This is a genomic window from Citrobacter sp. RHB20-C16, from assembly GCF_013890155.1.
Classification (GTDB): Bacteria; Pseudomonadota; Gammaproteobacteria; order Enterobacterales; family Enterobacteriaceae; genus Citrobacter_A; species Citrobacter_A amalonaticus.
In genome coordinates this window covers 188201-202743 of record NZ_CP057630.1, presented here as the reverse complement: position 1 = coordinate 202743, position 14543 = coordinate 188201, and the positions used below count along the sequence as shown (strand labels likewise).

Below are 14543 nucleotides of genomic sequence, written 5' to 3'. Positions count from 1 at the left end.
AGGTCAGAACTCCTCAGACGCAGCAAAACAAAACACTACACTGAAGAAAATTATAAGCATAAAACGTCAAAGCACCCGTTTCAGCTCGATTTGCACCCTGCCAGTGCTAGCGTTAAGGTAACTCACTTCGACTCAGCGTTTGACAGACCATCCGTTATGACATTTTCACTTTTCGGCGACAAATTCACCCGCCATTCAGGCATTACCCGCCTGATGGAGGACCTCAACGACGGTTTACGCACCCCAGGCGCAATCATGCTGGGCGGCGGTAATCCGGCACAAATCCCGGCGATGCAGGATTACTTCCAGACGCTCCTGACTGAGATGCTGGAAAACGGCAAACTCACTGATGCGCTTTGCAATTATGACGGCCCGCAGGGGAAAACCGAGCTGCTGACCACGCTTGCTTCGCTGCTCCGTGAAAATCTGGGTTGGGATATCGAACCGCAGAATATTGCGCTAACAAATGGCAGTCAGAGTGCGTTTTTCTACTTGTTTAACCTCTTTGCAGGCCGCCGCGCTGATGGGACCACCAAAAAGGTATTGTTCCCTCTCGCACCGGAATATATCGGCTATGCGGATTCCGGGCTGGAAGAGGATCTGTTCGTCTCGGCGCGTCCCAATATTGAGCTGCTGCCAGAGGGTCAGTTCAAGTATCACGTAGATTTCGAACATCTGCATATTGGTGAAGAGACCGGGATGATCTGCGTCTCCCGGCCAACTAACCCGACGGGTAACGTCATCACAGATGAAGAGCTGATAAAACTCGATACGCTTGCCAACCAGCACGACATTCCACTGGTCATTGATAATGCCTATGGCGTGCCGTTCCCGAGCATTATTTTCAGCGAAGCGCGCCCGCTGTGGAATCCCAACATTGTGCTGTGCATGAGTCTCTCCAAACTGGGACTGCCCGGCTCACGCTGCGGTATCATCATCGCCAATGAAAAAATCATCACGGCCATCGCCAATATGAACGGCATCATTAGCCTTGCGCCAGGCGGGATTGGGCCGGCCATGATGTGCGAATTGATTAAGCGTAACGACCTGATGCGACTGTCAGAAACAGTCATCAAACCGTTCTATTTTCAGCGTGTTCAGCAAACCATTGCGATCATTCGCCGCTATTTACCTGAAAATCGCTGCTTAATTCACAAACCAGAAGGGGCAATTTTCCTCTGGCTGTGGTTCCAGGATTTGCCGATCACCACCGAGTTACTCTACCAGCGTCTGAAAGCACGCGGCGTACTGATGGTGCCGGGACATTACTTCTTCCCGGGGCTCGATAAACCCTGGCCGCACACGCACCAGTGTATGCGCATGAACTATGTTCCCGATCCGGAGAAAATTGAAGCTGGGGTGAAAATTCTGGCTGAAGAGGTGGAGCGCGCCTGGAAGGAAAATCAGTAACGCCATCCCGGCCTGATCGGGCCGGGTAATGCGCTTATAAAGGCTGAGCGTGCAGACGCTGACGCTGCACGCTCGCCGCATCCACACACTTCAATGCCCCTGTCGGGCAAGCCTCCACGCAGGCTGGCCCCGTATCACGATGCCAACAGAGATCGCATTTCACCGCCTGTACGCGCGAGGTTTGTGCAACAACGTTCATTGCGCCGAACGGGCACGCCAACATGCAGCTTTTACAACCAATACAGCGCACCTGCTCAACAAAAATGTGTCCACGATCGCGACGAATGGCCTGTGTCGGGCAAACATTGGCGCACGGTGCGTCTTCACACTGATGACAGGCAACGGCGGTGGTAAAGGTATTTTCCTTAATAACCCGGATGCGCGAGACAAAGTGTTCTGCTGACACCGCGGCACAGTCCTGATTCTCCTGATGCGAGACCACGCAAGCGACTTCACAGGTACGACAGCCAATACACTTAGTCGCATCCGCCATGATAAACCGGTTCATTGCACCCTCCCCCCGCCATAAAACCACAGAGTGCCAGAGAGAATAGCGCGGCTGCCTTGATCAAACAGGGGAAATGGTCGAATTTTGTCAGATGCCAGAAACGTTCAGGGGATTCGCCTTATACTTACGACCGGATTTCTGCCTGACGCATAAAAAAAACCCTGGGCGTTGACGTCCAGGGGAATAATCCGCAGGCGACATCACGCTGCGGAATAAGCTGGCACCCGATTGAGTGATACCTATATTTGATAATCTGCCTCATCAACCGCACTGTAGAGCGGTTGAATATTATCCAGTGCCAGTATGTATCCGCTTCCTTTTACGCTAACGATGGAATGCTGAGGTAATCCCAGCAAATATAATTTGTTGTTGAGATTTTTAACCATCGTAGACAAACGCTGTGTGGAAGCACTTAATTCATTTTTTTCCCAGACGTTGACGAGTAACTCATCTTTTGAAACATAATGGGTCCTGGCGTTCAGTAAAAGATAAACAAACAAGCGTAGCATTGTGCGGTTAAAAAATACGCCACCAAATGCAATTACACTGTCCATTTTATTTACCGGCAGCCTGAAAATTCTCGACTCACTGATATCAAAAAATATTTCCCGACCTATCATAAATCCATGTAACTGGTATTCCATCATTACATACTCACGTTTTACTGAACTATCGATAGCTAAACATGTGTAAGTCCTTGTAGATATTGTCTTACGCAAGTTTAAAAAAAATAGAGTTAATTTCAATAGATACCTGAAGCGTTCATTTTAATCTCGCCGCAAGCAAAGTGCAGACTGAATACCTAAAAGATCAATCCAGGCGCTGTTAAATAATCTCTAAAAACAAATTAGTAGAGCGTTATTCTATTTCAGTGTGAATATTCGACAATACAAGTTAAACGGGCATATTTATCACAAATTACAGCTTAATATGCTGCATGGATCAATAATGCGTCATGGAGAGGGAAAGTGACTCCCGGCAACAGTGCGTTCCGGGACAATTATTATTACAGTGTAGTTCTCTTAACTGAAGAGCGGTAGAAATATGCCGAACAGCGGCAGACCTGTGAATTGACCCAATCCCAGGCCGGGACAATGGCCGCTGTCCGGCAATTCTTCTTATTCTTTTAGAAGCGCCAGCTCACGCCTGACATGAAAGTAAAGCTGTCATCACGGTCGATCATCGGGCTGTCTTTGATTTCATCTGGCAGCACGCTGTAAGCCGCGCTCGCCATCAGAATAATGTTGTCAGTGACGGGGTATTTTGCGGTCAGGCTGACGTAAGGAACCCAACTGTCCTGTGCGGAATAGCGATCCAGACCACTGCGACGGGATTCACTGCCTGACACACCGTAATAGTAGTCGTTGAAATTTTCATCGTAGTAAAGCACGCCAGCAGACGGGATCAGAGCAAGCTGTCCGACAGGAATTTTACGGAACAGTGATAATTCCCCCATCCAGCCATTGCTGTTATCCAGAACATCTGCGGCCGCAGAAACTTTCACGCTGCCCCAATTTTCATGATGATACCAGGCCGCGCCCGCCATTATCGTACTGTCACGCTTGTTGAGCTTTTTCATGGCGTGGTCGTCGTTATCGCCAGGATCAAATTCCAACGGCATCCAGGAAGCGGTCAGACTAAATTCATTTTGTTCACTTTTAGACAAAATGTAGCCCAGCGTGGTTTGCCGAACATAGAATGATTCGCCTTCATAACTAATGAGGGGAATAGCATGGGTATTTTCATTATACCCGCGATAAGGAGATTCATTATATATCGCACCTGCACCAATGGATAATTCCGAAGCAGATGCACTGGCGATAAAGGAGAAAGCAAATAGTGCCACTATATTGCGTTTAATTAACATGCCCGACGTTCCATTTAAAATAAGCCACAAAGCGCCGAAATAATAATGCTTACAAATTCGTCGGTGCAAGGCACATATTTATATAGTAATATATAAAAACTTATATATATTGGGCTGCTGTGATGAATAAATTACAACTCAAGCATCGGGAATTAAAGATCATCTCGGTCATTGCCGCCAGTGAAAACATCAGTCATGCCGCAACTGTTCTCGGCATCGCCCAGGCCAACGTCAGCAAATATCTTGCTGATTTTGAATCAAAAGTCGGCCTTAAGGTTTTTGACCGGACGACCCGGCAACTGACGCTGACCCCTTTTGGTGCGGCGCTTCTGCCCTACATTAATGATATGCTCGACAGAAACGCGCAGCTAAATCATTTCATTGCTGATTATAAACACGAAAAGCGAGGGCGAGTAACGGTGTACGCGCCGACAGGCATCATCGCTTACTTATCGAAACAGGTTATCGCCAGAATTAAAGACATTGGCGACATCTCTTTGTCGCTGAAAACCAGCAACCTTGAGCCAAAAGCCTTTTATGAAGGCGTCGAGTTTCCTGACGACTGTGACGTGTTAATTACCTATGCCCACCCGAAAGATGAATCACTGGTTGCCAGTTTTATTACCAAATATGCAGTGACGGCCTTTGCCAGCCAGACTTACCTTGAAAAGCACCCGCTAAGCCGACCTGAAGACCTTGAGCATCACTCCTGCATCCTGATCGATTCTATGATGATTGATGATGCCAACATCTGGCGCTTCAACAGTGCCGGCAGTAAAGAGATGCGCGACTATCGCGTGACGGGGAACTACGTTTGTGACAATACCCTGTCGGCGCTGGAACTGGCGCGCAACCATCTGGGTATTGTGTTTGCACCCAATGAAAGCGTGAAAAACGATCTGAAGGCCGGGACGCTCGTCCCTTGCTTTTCAGAACAGCATGAGTGGTGGCTGGACCTGGTCGCGATCTTCCGCAAGCGGGAGTACCAGCCCTGGCGAGTTCAGTATGTACTGGATGAGATGCTACGGGAAATCCGCAACCAGCTTGCTCAGACGCAACTGTTGCGTCCCGAGCAAGACTCAATCATCGATAATTAATGATCGAGATAAAGGTAATGTACCCAACTGGTCATGCGCAACAATACTTTACGCATGACCGAGACATGGCTGAAATGGTCGGAGTAGACCGCGACCTGTGCATAAATTCCATCCGGTAATGCACGTAAATCAGCATGATCGTTCAACTCGATTGTGGCAATGACACCTTCCGCCCCCGGTACCGTATTCAACGACTGTAACGTCCCGGTCGACTGGTATGTCCCACCAGGCACTGCCGGACTGATGGCAGCCAGCTTACCGCTGAATACCTTGCCCGGTAAGGCATTGAATACCACTTCCGCGTCATCGCCGGGCTCCAGTCGCAGCAACGAGTTCTGGCGGAATTGCGCGACAATTTGTCGCTTCTGAGCAGGAATAAATACCATCACCGGGCGCAAAGGCAGCGAGGCGGCATAGGTTCCCGGGCGAATCAGCACCTGGGTTACATAACCGTCACTCGGCGCGCGAACGATGGTTTGTTCCAGGTTATATTCCGCCTCGGCCAACTGCGCTTTCAAACTGGCTATCTGCGAGTGCTCACCCATTACCTGGCTGTCTAACTGGCTTTGAATCTGCTGTTGTTCCGCCGCTGACGATTTAACCGAAGCCTCCTGCGCCAGGTAGTTCTGCCGTGCGACGTCAATGTCGCGCTCAGAGAATGGATTCACCTTCGCCTGACTCCCCTGCGCATAACGCTGATACTCCTTCGCAAACTTGTCTCGCGTGGCTTTTGCCTGCTGGGTATTGGCGGTCATTTCATCCAGTTCGGCACCCAGCGCATGCTGCTTATGTTGCGCCGTCACAATATCCGCCAGCAGACGATCCACCCTGGCCTGATAGCGCGTGGGATCAAGCCTGAACAGCACTTCACCTTTTTTAATCAGCGTATTTTTCTTATCCGTCACTTCAATCACTACGCCAGTGACCTGCGGAACAACGGGAATAGACACCACCGCTTTTTGCGCTTTAAATGTATAGGGGTGGTTGTAATTCATTAATAAGATTAAACCGCTGACAATAAATATTCCCCCCAGCGCCGCCGTCGGTATGGTCCATTTATTAACGGGAATGTTGAAGATCTTAAAAATCGCCCATGCGAAAGCCACATAGGTCAGGATAATCAGTAAATCCATAATTAATACTCGCCAGAAGAGGATTTCAGGTCAGCCAATTGTTTTTCCAGCCCGGCAATACGCTCCTGGAGTTGCACAACACCAGATTCAGTATTTTGCATTCCCCACCCGCGTTCCGGACGATAGAGCGTGGCCCAAATCCACAAGAAAGGCCAGATAACATGTAATGTAAACAAACTCACCCACCCCGCGACATGAATAGCATCGGCATGAGGATGATTGCGTTTTTTCGCAATTAAATAGGGAATATCATGTAAAATAATAATTCCGTAGAAAATGACGAGGAATACAAAAATCAGCACCCCAAGCGCAAAATAATCGAGAAACATATTCCTCCCAGAGAATAGAATCAAAAAAAAAGAGTTTGAGAATGATAGTGGAATGACCAGATGCCCTGCAATTCTCATATTTATATATCGACATATGGTTTTTTATATATCGTCCATTTTTTAGTATGTTGTTTTTTATGCACATCGCAGTTTATTATGTTTAAACATCAATACAAGGGAACAAAAATGAACAACGCGGAAACCTCATCCACCGTCAGCCTTAAGCGCATCAAAGCGGTCACTATTTACCGTTTATTACTTATTGGCCTTGGTATCCCAATGATATCTTTCAGTTTTATTTGTGGCGTTTTGAGTCTCTTCGGCTTTGACCTGGTAAAATGGAACGATCAACCCGTGCATGGTGTAATGGCGATTCCTGCCGCGCTGTTCAGCGGTGTGTTTATCACCGTACTGTTCACCGTTTTCATCGGGTCGATTGCCTGCCTGGGACTGTGGGTCTACAGCCGTTTCCGTCCGTTACAGGTAAAGGTGTTGGATTAATCGTTATGCCCGATAAGCAAATGGACTGACCCCATAAATCTGGACAGTTTATATTAAGCGGCCTTCAGAGCCTGGGCCCGGTACTCTACCGGACTCAGGCCTTTTAGTTTCAGGCTTATCCGCTCGTTGTTGTAGTAACGGATATAATCCTCTATCGCCTTCCTCAGTTCGCTGATATTGCTGAACTGACTCAGGTAAAAACACTCCGATTTCAGCGTCCCGAAGAAGTTTTCCATCACGGCATTATCCAGACAGTTTCCTTTTCGGGACATACTTTGCGTCATGCCCTGCGCCTTTAACTTTGCCTGATAGCCTGCCATCCGATATTGCCAGCCCTGATCTGTGTGCAGCAAGGGGGCGTCGTCTGGTCCGAGCTTTAAGAACGCATCCCGCAGCATGGTATTAACCATCTCCATCACCGGCCTTTCCGACAGGCTGTAGGAGATTATTTCCCGGTTAAAAAGATCGAGTACCGGCGACAGGTACAGCTTTTTACCCTGCAGCGAGAACTCTGTAACATCCGTAACCCATTTTTCATTGGCTTTTGATGCACTGAAGTTCCTGCTCAGGATATTGGGGGCTGCCTTGCCTGTTTCCCCCTTCCATGAGCGGTATTTCTTCGCCCTTATCAGAGACCGGAGCGACAGCTCTGTCATCAGCCGCTGCACGGTTTTATGGTTCACCAGCAGACCCTGCTTTCTCAGCGAAAGCGTGATCCTGCGGTAGCCATAACGGCCTTTGTGCCAGGCGTATATCTCACGGATTTTATCTTTCAGCCCGGCATGCCTGTCCACCTGCTTCAGGGCATTCATATTGTAATACCATGTACTGCGGGACATGCCTGCCGCGCGCAGGAGGTCTCGCAGAGCGTGCTTATGCCTCAGTTCACTGATTATCAGGGCTTGCTGCCGTTTTTTTCGCTCTGAACCAAGGCCTTCAACTTTTTTAGATAGGCATTCTCTGCCCGCAGGTAACGGAGTTCAGCCCGGAGTTCTTCGGGGGAGAGTTTTTCCAGTTCTTTATCTGTAGGGGATGGGGGGATTTTTTGTTTTGTCATTTTTCCAGGCCGCCCGCGTTGAATGTTTAGCAGTCCTTCCGCTCCGGCATCGTTGTACACGCAGACCCAGTGTCGGACAAGCGTTTCTGCAGAGAGATTAAACCGGGCAGCTGCTTCACGCATCGTCAGGTGGTCACGGATAACCGCCCGGACGACGACGAGTTTAAATTCAGCTGAATGATGTTTATTTTTCCCTGACAGCCCTTCCATACCGTGGAGTTGCCACGCCCTGACCCAGCGACGGACGGAAGTTCTTTCAACACCAAAACGGTCGGCTGTACGCTCTTCTCCGTCTTTTCCGGACAAATAATGATTAACCACAGCCAGTTTTGTTTCAGGGGAATATTTTGGCTTTGCCATAAAAAACTGCACCTTACTCAGTTGAGTGTCCAACTTTTGGGGTGCAGTCCAAAAGCGCCATCGGGCATAACGCGGTCAGTTAAAAGAGTCCCAGCGGTTTATCGGAGTAGCTCACCAGTAAACATTTTGTCTGCTGATAGTGCTCCAGCATCATCTTGTGGGTTTCGCGTCCAATCCCCGACTGCTTGTAGCCACCAAAGGCCGCATGAGCCGGGTAAGCATGGTAGCAGTTGGTCCATACGCGTCCTGCCTGAATACCGCGTCCCATTTTATACGCCAGGTTACCGTTACGGCTCCAGACGCCTGCTCCGAGACCGTACTGGGTATCGTTGGCTAGCTCAAGCGCCTCGTCCATTGTTTTGAACGTGGTCACCGCCAGTACCGGGCCAAAGATCTCCTCCTGGAACACGCGCATATTATTCTTACCAGACAGGATGGTCGGCTCGAGGTAATAGCCGTCTTTCAGTTCACCTTCAAGCTGCTTACGCCGCCCACCGGTCAGGACATCCGCACCTTCTTTCTTACCGATATCAATGTAATTCAGGATAGTTTCCATCTGCCCATGAGAGACCTGTGCCCCCATTTGCGTCACGCTGTCCAACGGGTTACCGCTGCGGATATTTTCTACGCGGCGAATCGCGCGCTCCATAAAGCGTTCGTAGATGGATTCCTGCACCAGCGCGCGGCTCGGACAAGTGCACACTTCACCCTGGTTAAAGGCAAAGAGCGCAAAACCTTCCAGCGCCTTATCGAAAAATGCATCCTCTTCGTCCATCACGTCGGCGAAGAAAATGTTCGGTGATTTCCCGCCCAGCTCCAGAGTGACCGGGATGATATTCTGCGTGGCATATTGCATGATCTGCTGCCCGACTTCCGTCGAGCCGGTGAATGCCACTTTAGCAATACGCTTCGAGGTTGCCAGATACTCGCCAATCTCTCCACCCGCGCCGTTCACTACGTTCACCACGCCAGGCGGGAGGAGATCGCCAATCACTTCCATCAGCAGTAAAACGGATAGCGGCGTCAGGCGGGCAGGTTTAAGCACTACGCAGTTTCCTGCCGCCAGCGCGGGCGCCATTTTCCAGCTCGCCATCAATAAGGGGAAATTCCACGGGATAATTTGTCCGACCACGCCGAGCGGTTCGTGGAAGTGATAAGCTACAGTGTCGCTATCCACTTCACTGATCCCGCCCTCCTGGGCGCGAATACAGGAGGCGAAATAGCGGAAATGGTCGATTGCCAGCGGGACATCCGCCGCGCTGGTTTCACGGATCGGCTTACCGTTATCCCAGGTTTCCGCCGTCGCCAGCAGTTCGAGGTTCTGCTCCATACGGTCGGCAATCTTGAACAGAATCGCCGCCCGATCCTGAACAGAAGTATGCGCCCACTGGTCTTTCACCTTGTGGGCCGCGTCGAGCGCCAGGTCAATGTCCCTTTTACCGGAAGAAGCCACTTCGCATAACAGTTGCCCGGTGACGGGCGTCAGGTTCTGGTAATACTCGCCGTCACTCGGGGCAACCCAGTCACCACCGATAAAGTTGTCGTAACGGGCCTTTAACTTCAGGGGAAAACCGTACTCGCCGGGCTGAATACGGGGAGGGTTATTGGTCATGATCGTCTCCTTGCTCCAGGTGTATAACAAGGGTAGACGGGGCTGGCGATTTTCTCGCCAGCCGCTTATAGGTTTACGATAGCGGTCACGAATTACATCGCCGCACGATAGATCGCCATAATCTCGTCGTGCGTGGCCTGAATTGGGTTAGTCAGACCGCAGGCATCTTTCAACGCATTAGCCGCCAGCACCGGAATATCTTCTTCTTTCACGCCCAGGGCTCGCAGACCCGCCGGGATATTCACCTGCTGCGCCAGCGCGCGGATCGCCTCGATACAGGCTTCTGCGCCTTCGGCGTCGGTCATCCCTGCAACTTGAACCCCCATAGCTGCCGCGCAATCACGCAGACGCGCTGCGGCCACCTGGCTGTTGAATACCTGAACGTGTGGCAGCAGGACGGCATTACACACACCGTGCGGCAGGTCATAGAAACCGCCTAACTGGTGCGCCATCGCGTGGACGTAACCTAATGACGCATTATTGAAGGCCATCCCCGCCAGGAACTGCGCATAGGCCATCGCTTCACGCGCATGCACATTGCCGCCCGATTCCACGGCAACGACCAGATTATCAGAAATCATGGTCATCGCTTTCAGGGCGCAGGCATCCGTGATCGGCGTAGCGGCCACAGAAACATAGGCTTCAATCGCATGGGTCAGCGCGTCCATGCCGGTCGCCGCCGTCAGCGATTTTGGCATGCCGATCATCAGCGAAGAGTCATTTACCGAGAGCAGTGGCGTGACGTGTTTATCCACAATCGCCATTTTGATGTGACGGTCAACGTCAGTGATGATGCAGAAACGCGTCATTTCAGAGGCCGTCCCTGCCGTAGTGTTAATGGCAATCATCGGCAACTGTGGTTTTGCCGAGCGATCGACACCTTCATAATCGCGAATATCACCCCCATTCGCCGCCACCAGCGCAATCCCTTTGGCGCAATCATGTGGGGAACCGCCACCCAGCGAAATAACGCTGTCACAATCATTTTCTTTCAGGATTTTCAGGCCGTCGGCGACATTAATTGTCGTCGGATTAGGGTGTGTACCATCAAATATGACGCTGAAAATATCATGTTTCTGCAATGCTTTTTGAATATCACCCGCCATGCCTAATTTCGTCAGCACACTGTCGGTGACAATTAACGTCCGACGAAAGCCATATTCCACCATAGCATTCATTGCATCTTTTAATGAATCAGCCCCAATTATATTCACAGAAGGAATATAAAATGTAGAAGCAGCCATATGCTCAATCCTTAATAGTTTTTGAAGGGATTGCAGCATACGAACGAATCTCAGGAGAAAATATGATCACAGCGGTGTTTATTTAATGAAAAAATAAAAGAGCACATTAGGCTACAAATTAATGGGCTCTTTTCGTCTCGACCTATTTATTAGGTCAATTCTTTCTTATTTTTAATAAATTGTATTATTCCTTTGCCGGAAATAATAACGCATCGCGTAACAGGTGATCATTTCCACGACGACGCGTAAAGCCAATCCGGTCGAAATATTCCAGTATCTGAATCGCCAGCTTTCGCCCTACGCCCAACCGATCGCGAAAATCCGCCGCGCAGGTTGAGCCTTTCTCCTGATCCAGTTCGCGGATCATGCTGGCGAAAGCCACAATGCGATCGTTACGGTAGTAACGATCTTTTACGATCGCCGTAATCATCCCCTGCTGCGCCGCCTGCCGCAACACCAGACGCATGGTCTGCTCCTCGGTCGCGGTTTCACGCGCGAGATCGCGGACCCACCAGGGCTCGTCACCAAATAACGGCGCGGCTTTAAGCCAGGTAGCCTGCTGTTCGTCAGTAAACCCTGCCTTGTGATCCGGCAGATGCAACCAGCCATGGTGGCTGTGAATATCGCCGCTGTCGCGCATTTGTTCAATCAACAACAGCACCAGCGCTTCATCTTCCATCGGCAGCGCCATACGACGCAGGCGTTCGCGCCCCGGACCAGGCTCATCGCGATGTTGTTCATGGTAAGTCGCCAGCGTGTCGAGGATTTTGCGCTGCCAGCGCGCGGCAACTTCCGCATTCAGCAGGCTGTAACCTGCCTGAATAAATCCATGCTGGTGAATGAGCGAACGCATACCGTCGCCATTTAGCTGGCGCGCCCACGCAAAATCGGGCAGATTGACCGCCCCGCGTTGCAGGTGCACCGCCAGCGCGGCACCGTCATCTTTCGCCGCCGCCAGTGACGCCAGCCATTGCAGATACTCGGGTTTACGTTTGCCGCGACGTGGCGGATTAAGTGCAACCACCCGCGCCCCGGCCAGCGTCGCGCGCGCGGAGATATCGCGCAGCACAAGCCGGTCGTTATCGGCCAGCAGCAGGGGCGTATCAAACACCAGTTCCGCCAGGTTAGCTTCCAGCAGCGATACCCGCCCGGTCACATGACTCGCCGCATGGTGAATATGTAGCGGCTGCCACTGCGTAAGCGGGACGTGGCTTTCCAGCGCGACAATCACCCGCGTGAACGGCTCAGGCGGGGCGTCTGAAAGCAGCCAGTCACCCCGGTTAAGCTGCTCCTTTTCAGCATCGCCGACGATATTCAGCGCGATGCGCTGCCCGGCATGAGCATGCTCACTCGCCTGGTTTTGCGCGTGAAGTCCGCGCACGCGCACAGATGCGTTCACGCCGGTCAGCCACAGCGTATCCCCAACGTTTACTTCACCGCTCAGCGCAGTACCGGTCACCACCAGCCCGGCGCCTTTTACAGTAAAGGCACGATCGATAGCCAGTCTGAACGTCTGATTCATGGCGTGTTCGCGGGCGGGCAGTTGCTGCAAATGTTCGCGTAACGCCTCAATCCCGCGGCCTTCATTCGCGGCCGTCACAAATAGCGTCGCCTGCGCAAAGCCATACTCGCGCAGGACATTCTCCACCTGCTGTTGGACCTCCTGCACCCGCGTATCATCCACACGGTCGGCTTTGGTCAGCGCCACCGTCAGCGTCGGATTCCCGGTCAATTGCAGGATCGCCAGATGTTCGCGCGTTTGCGCCGTCACGCCATCGTCACAGGCTACCACCAGCAACGCATGATCGATTCCGCCCACGCCCGCCAGCATGTTTGAGAGAAACTTCTCGTGACCGGGAACATCGATAAAGCCCAGCACACGCCCGTCTGGCTGCGGCCAGTAGGCATAGCCCAGGTCGATGGTCATGCCACGCTTTTTCTCTTCCGGCAGGCGATCGGCATTCACGCCGGTAATGGCCTGCAGCAGCGTCGTTTTCCCGTGGTCGACATGTCCGGCGGTCGCAATAATCATTTCAACAACATCTCCATAAACCGGGTCTCATCTTCAAGACAGCGTAAATCCAGCCACAGTCGGCCCTCGTAAATCCGGCCGATAACCGGAACCGGTAGCTCACGCCAGCGGGTCGCCAGGGCTTCAAGACGGCTTCCGCGGCCGTCGTGCGGTGTAAAGGTTAATGCCGCGCTGGGGAGCCGATCAACTGGTAAAGAGCCACTGCCGATTTGCGACAGACAGGGCTGTACGCTCACCGCAAACTCCGCACCATAGTGCGCGGCCAGCGGCGCCAGAAGCCGCTCCGCCTGAGACTGAATCGCGTCTTTGCGTCGGGTCAACAGGCGCAGCGTCGGCAGTTTCTCGGCCAGCGCTTCCGGGTGGAGATACAGACGCAACGTTGCTTCCAGCGCAGCAAGGGTCATTTTATCCGCCCGCAACGCACGTTTAAGCGGATGACGCTGCAATTGTGCAATCATCTCTTTCTTACCAACGATGATCCCAGCCTGCGGACCGCCCAATAGCTTGTCGCCCGAGAAGCTCACCAGGCTGACACCCGTGGCAATCAACTGCTGCGGCATTGGCTCTTTCGGCAGGCCGTACTGGCTCAAATCGACCAGCGAACCACTACCGAGATCGGCCACAACAGGAATATCCAGCGCCTGGCCGATCTGGACCAGCTCCGTTTCATCAACAGAGTGGGTAAACCCTTCGATGCTGTAATTACTGGTATGTACCTTCATCAGCAGGCCGGTGTTTTCATTTACCGCCTGGCGATAGTCATCGGCATGCGTCCGGTTAGTGGTTCCCACTTCATGTAGCGTACACCCAGCCTGACGCATCACATCCGGGATGCGAAACGCGCCGCCGATCTCCACCAGCTCACCGCGTGATACCACCACCTCTTTACCGGCGGCGGTGGCGGCCAGCATCAGCAGTACCGCCGCCGCGTTGTTATTCACAATGCAGGCATCTTCCGCGCCGGTGATACGGCACAGCAATTCCGCCAGTGCGCGGTCACGATGCCCGCGTCCCGCGCCGTCCAGATCATACTCCAGCGTCACCGGCGAGCGCATGGCCTGCGTGACAGCCGCGACGGCCTCTTCAGCCTGTAAAGCGCGACCCAGATTGGTATGTAACACCGTGCCCGTCAGGTTAATCACCGGGCGCAGCGCACTCTGGGCCTCTTTTTCCAGCCGAAGGTTCACCTCCTGCGCCCAGTCTTCACACCACGCTGGCAACGCCTGCGTGTCGCGTATCACCTCTCTTGCTTCATCAAGCAATTGACGAAGCAGATCAACGACACGGGTATGCCCGTGAGTCTCACGCAGGGTAAGAAATTCACTTTCACGCAATAAGCGATCAATGGCGGGAAGCTGACTATAGAGCGAACGGGTTTCGGTCGTCATGAAAA

General features: G+C 52.0%; 13 protein-coding genes. 3 read left to right on the top strand and 10 right to left on the bottom strand.

Annotation, left to right across the window (positions count from 1 at the left end):
• Positions 1 to 156 precede the first annotated feature (156 nt).
• The gene (gene avtA / locus HVX64_RS00965; RefSeq protein ID WP_249418891.1) at positions 157 to 1410 is read left to right on the top strand and encodes a valine--pyruvate transaminase; all 1254 of its coding nucleotides are present in this window, start codon (positions 157 to 159) and stop codon (positions 1408 to 1410) included.
• Positions 1411 to 1444: 34 nt separating this feature from the next.
• On the opposite strand, the gene HVX64_RS00960 is transcribed toward avtA, so the two are convergent.
• The 3 genes from HVX64_RS00960 to HVX64_RS00950 form a co-directional block, all read right to left on the bottom strand.
• Positions 1445 to 1918, bottom strand: coding sequence for a 4Fe-4S dicluster domain-containing protein (locus HVX64_RS00960; RefSeq protein WP_042998585.1), 474 nt, complete (start codon positions 1916 to 1918; stop codon positions 1445 to 1447).
• A 239-nt stretch (positions 1919 to 2157) separates the two neighbouring features.
• On the bottom strand, positions 2158 to 2565 hold the full coding sequence (locus HVX64_RS00955) for a helix-turn-helix domain-containing protein (protein ID WP_224267565.1): 408 nt from the start codon (positions 2563 to 2565) through the stop codon (positions 2158 to 2160).
• A gap of 479 nt (positions 2566 to 3044) precedes the next feature.
• Entirely contained in the window at positions 3045 to 3785 is a 741-nt protein-coding gene (locus HVX64_RS00950; protein WP_044253795.1) for a MipA/OmpV family protein, read from the bottom strand.
• A 122-nt stretch (positions 3786 to 3907) separates the two neighbouring features.
• On the opposite strand from HVX64_RS00950, the gene HVX64_RS00945 reads away from it, so the two are divergent.
• A complete protein-coding gene (locus tag HVX64_RS00945; protein WP_042998587.1) occupies positions 3908 to 4882 on the top strand; it encodes a LysR family transcriptional regulator in 975 nt (324 codons plus the stop codon).
• Here the strand turns inward: HVX64_RS00945 and HVX64_RS00940 are convergent.
• Both HVX64_RS00940 and HVX64_RS00935 read right to left on the bottom strand, forming a co-directional pair.
• Positions 4879 to 6015, bottom strand: coding sequence for an HlyD family secretion protein (locus HVX64_RS00940; RefSeq protein WP_042998588.1), 1137 nt, complete (start codon positions 6013 to 6015; stop codon positions 4879 to 4881). The genes HVX64_RS00945 and HVX64_RS00940 overlap by 4 nt on opposite strands.
• 2 nt (positions 6016 to 6017) lie before the next feature.
• Positions 6018 to 6344: a DUF3302 domain-containing protein gene (locus HVX64_RS00935; protein ID WP_042998589.1), complete on the bottom strand. Its 327-nt coding sequence runs from the start codon at positions 6342 to 6344 to the stop codon at positions 6018 to 6020.
• 186 nt (positions 6345 to 6530) lie between these two features.
• Between HVX64_RS00935 and HVX64_RS00930 the strand changes: the two genes are divergently transcribed.
• Positions 6531 to 6845: a hypothetical protein gene (locus HVX64_RS00930; protein ID WP_042998590.1), complete on the top strand. Its 315-nt coding sequence runs from the start codon at positions 6531 to 6533 to the stop codon at positions 6843 to 6845.
• 53 nt (positions 6846 to 6898) lie between these two features.
• On the opposite strand, the gene HVX64_RS00925 is transcribed toward HVX64_RS00930, so the two are convergent.
• The 5 genes from HVX64_RS00925 to selA form a co-directional block, all read right to left on the bottom strand.
• Positions 6899 to 8262, bottom strand: a protein-coding gene (locus HVX64_RS00925) for an IS3 family transposase (RefSeq protein ID WP_249033498.1) whose coding sequence is annotated in 2 segments (ribosomal slippage) — positions 6899 to 7758 and positions 7758 to 8262 — 1365 coding nt in all. Because the reading frame shifts where the segments join, the coding sequence is not laid out codon by codon here.
• Positions 8263 to 8341: 79 nt separating this feature from the next.
• Positions 8342 to 9874 (bottom strand): aldehyde dehydrogenase AldB, encoded by a 1533-nt coding sequence (gene aldB / locus HVX64_RS00920; RefSeq protein WP_044254318.1) that lies wholly within the window; start codon positions 9872 to 9874, stop codon positions 8342 to 8344.
• 92 nt (positions 9875 to 9966) lie between these two features.
• Entirely contained in the window at positions 9967 to 11118 is a 1152-nt protein-coding gene (gene yiaY / locus HVX64_RS00915; protein WP_042998592.1) for an L-threonine dehydrogenase, read from the bottom strand.
• Between the two features lie 184 nt (positions 11119 to 11302).
• On the bottom strand, positions 11303 to 13150 hold the full coding sequence (gene selB / locus HVX64_RS00910; protein ID WP_044254321.1) for a selenocysteine-specific translation elongation factor: 1848 nt from the start codon (positions 13148 to 13150) through the stop codon (positions 11303 to 11305).
• Positions 13147 to 14538, bottom strand: a complete 1392-nt coding sequence (selA, locus tag HVX64_RS00905; protein WP_044254324.1) for an L-seryl-tRNA(Sec) selenium transferase — start codon at positions 14536 to 14538, stop codon at positions 13147 to 13149. Before selA ends, selB begins: the two co-directional genes overlap by 4 nt.
• Between the last annotated feature and the right edge of the window lie 5 nt (positions 14539 to 14543).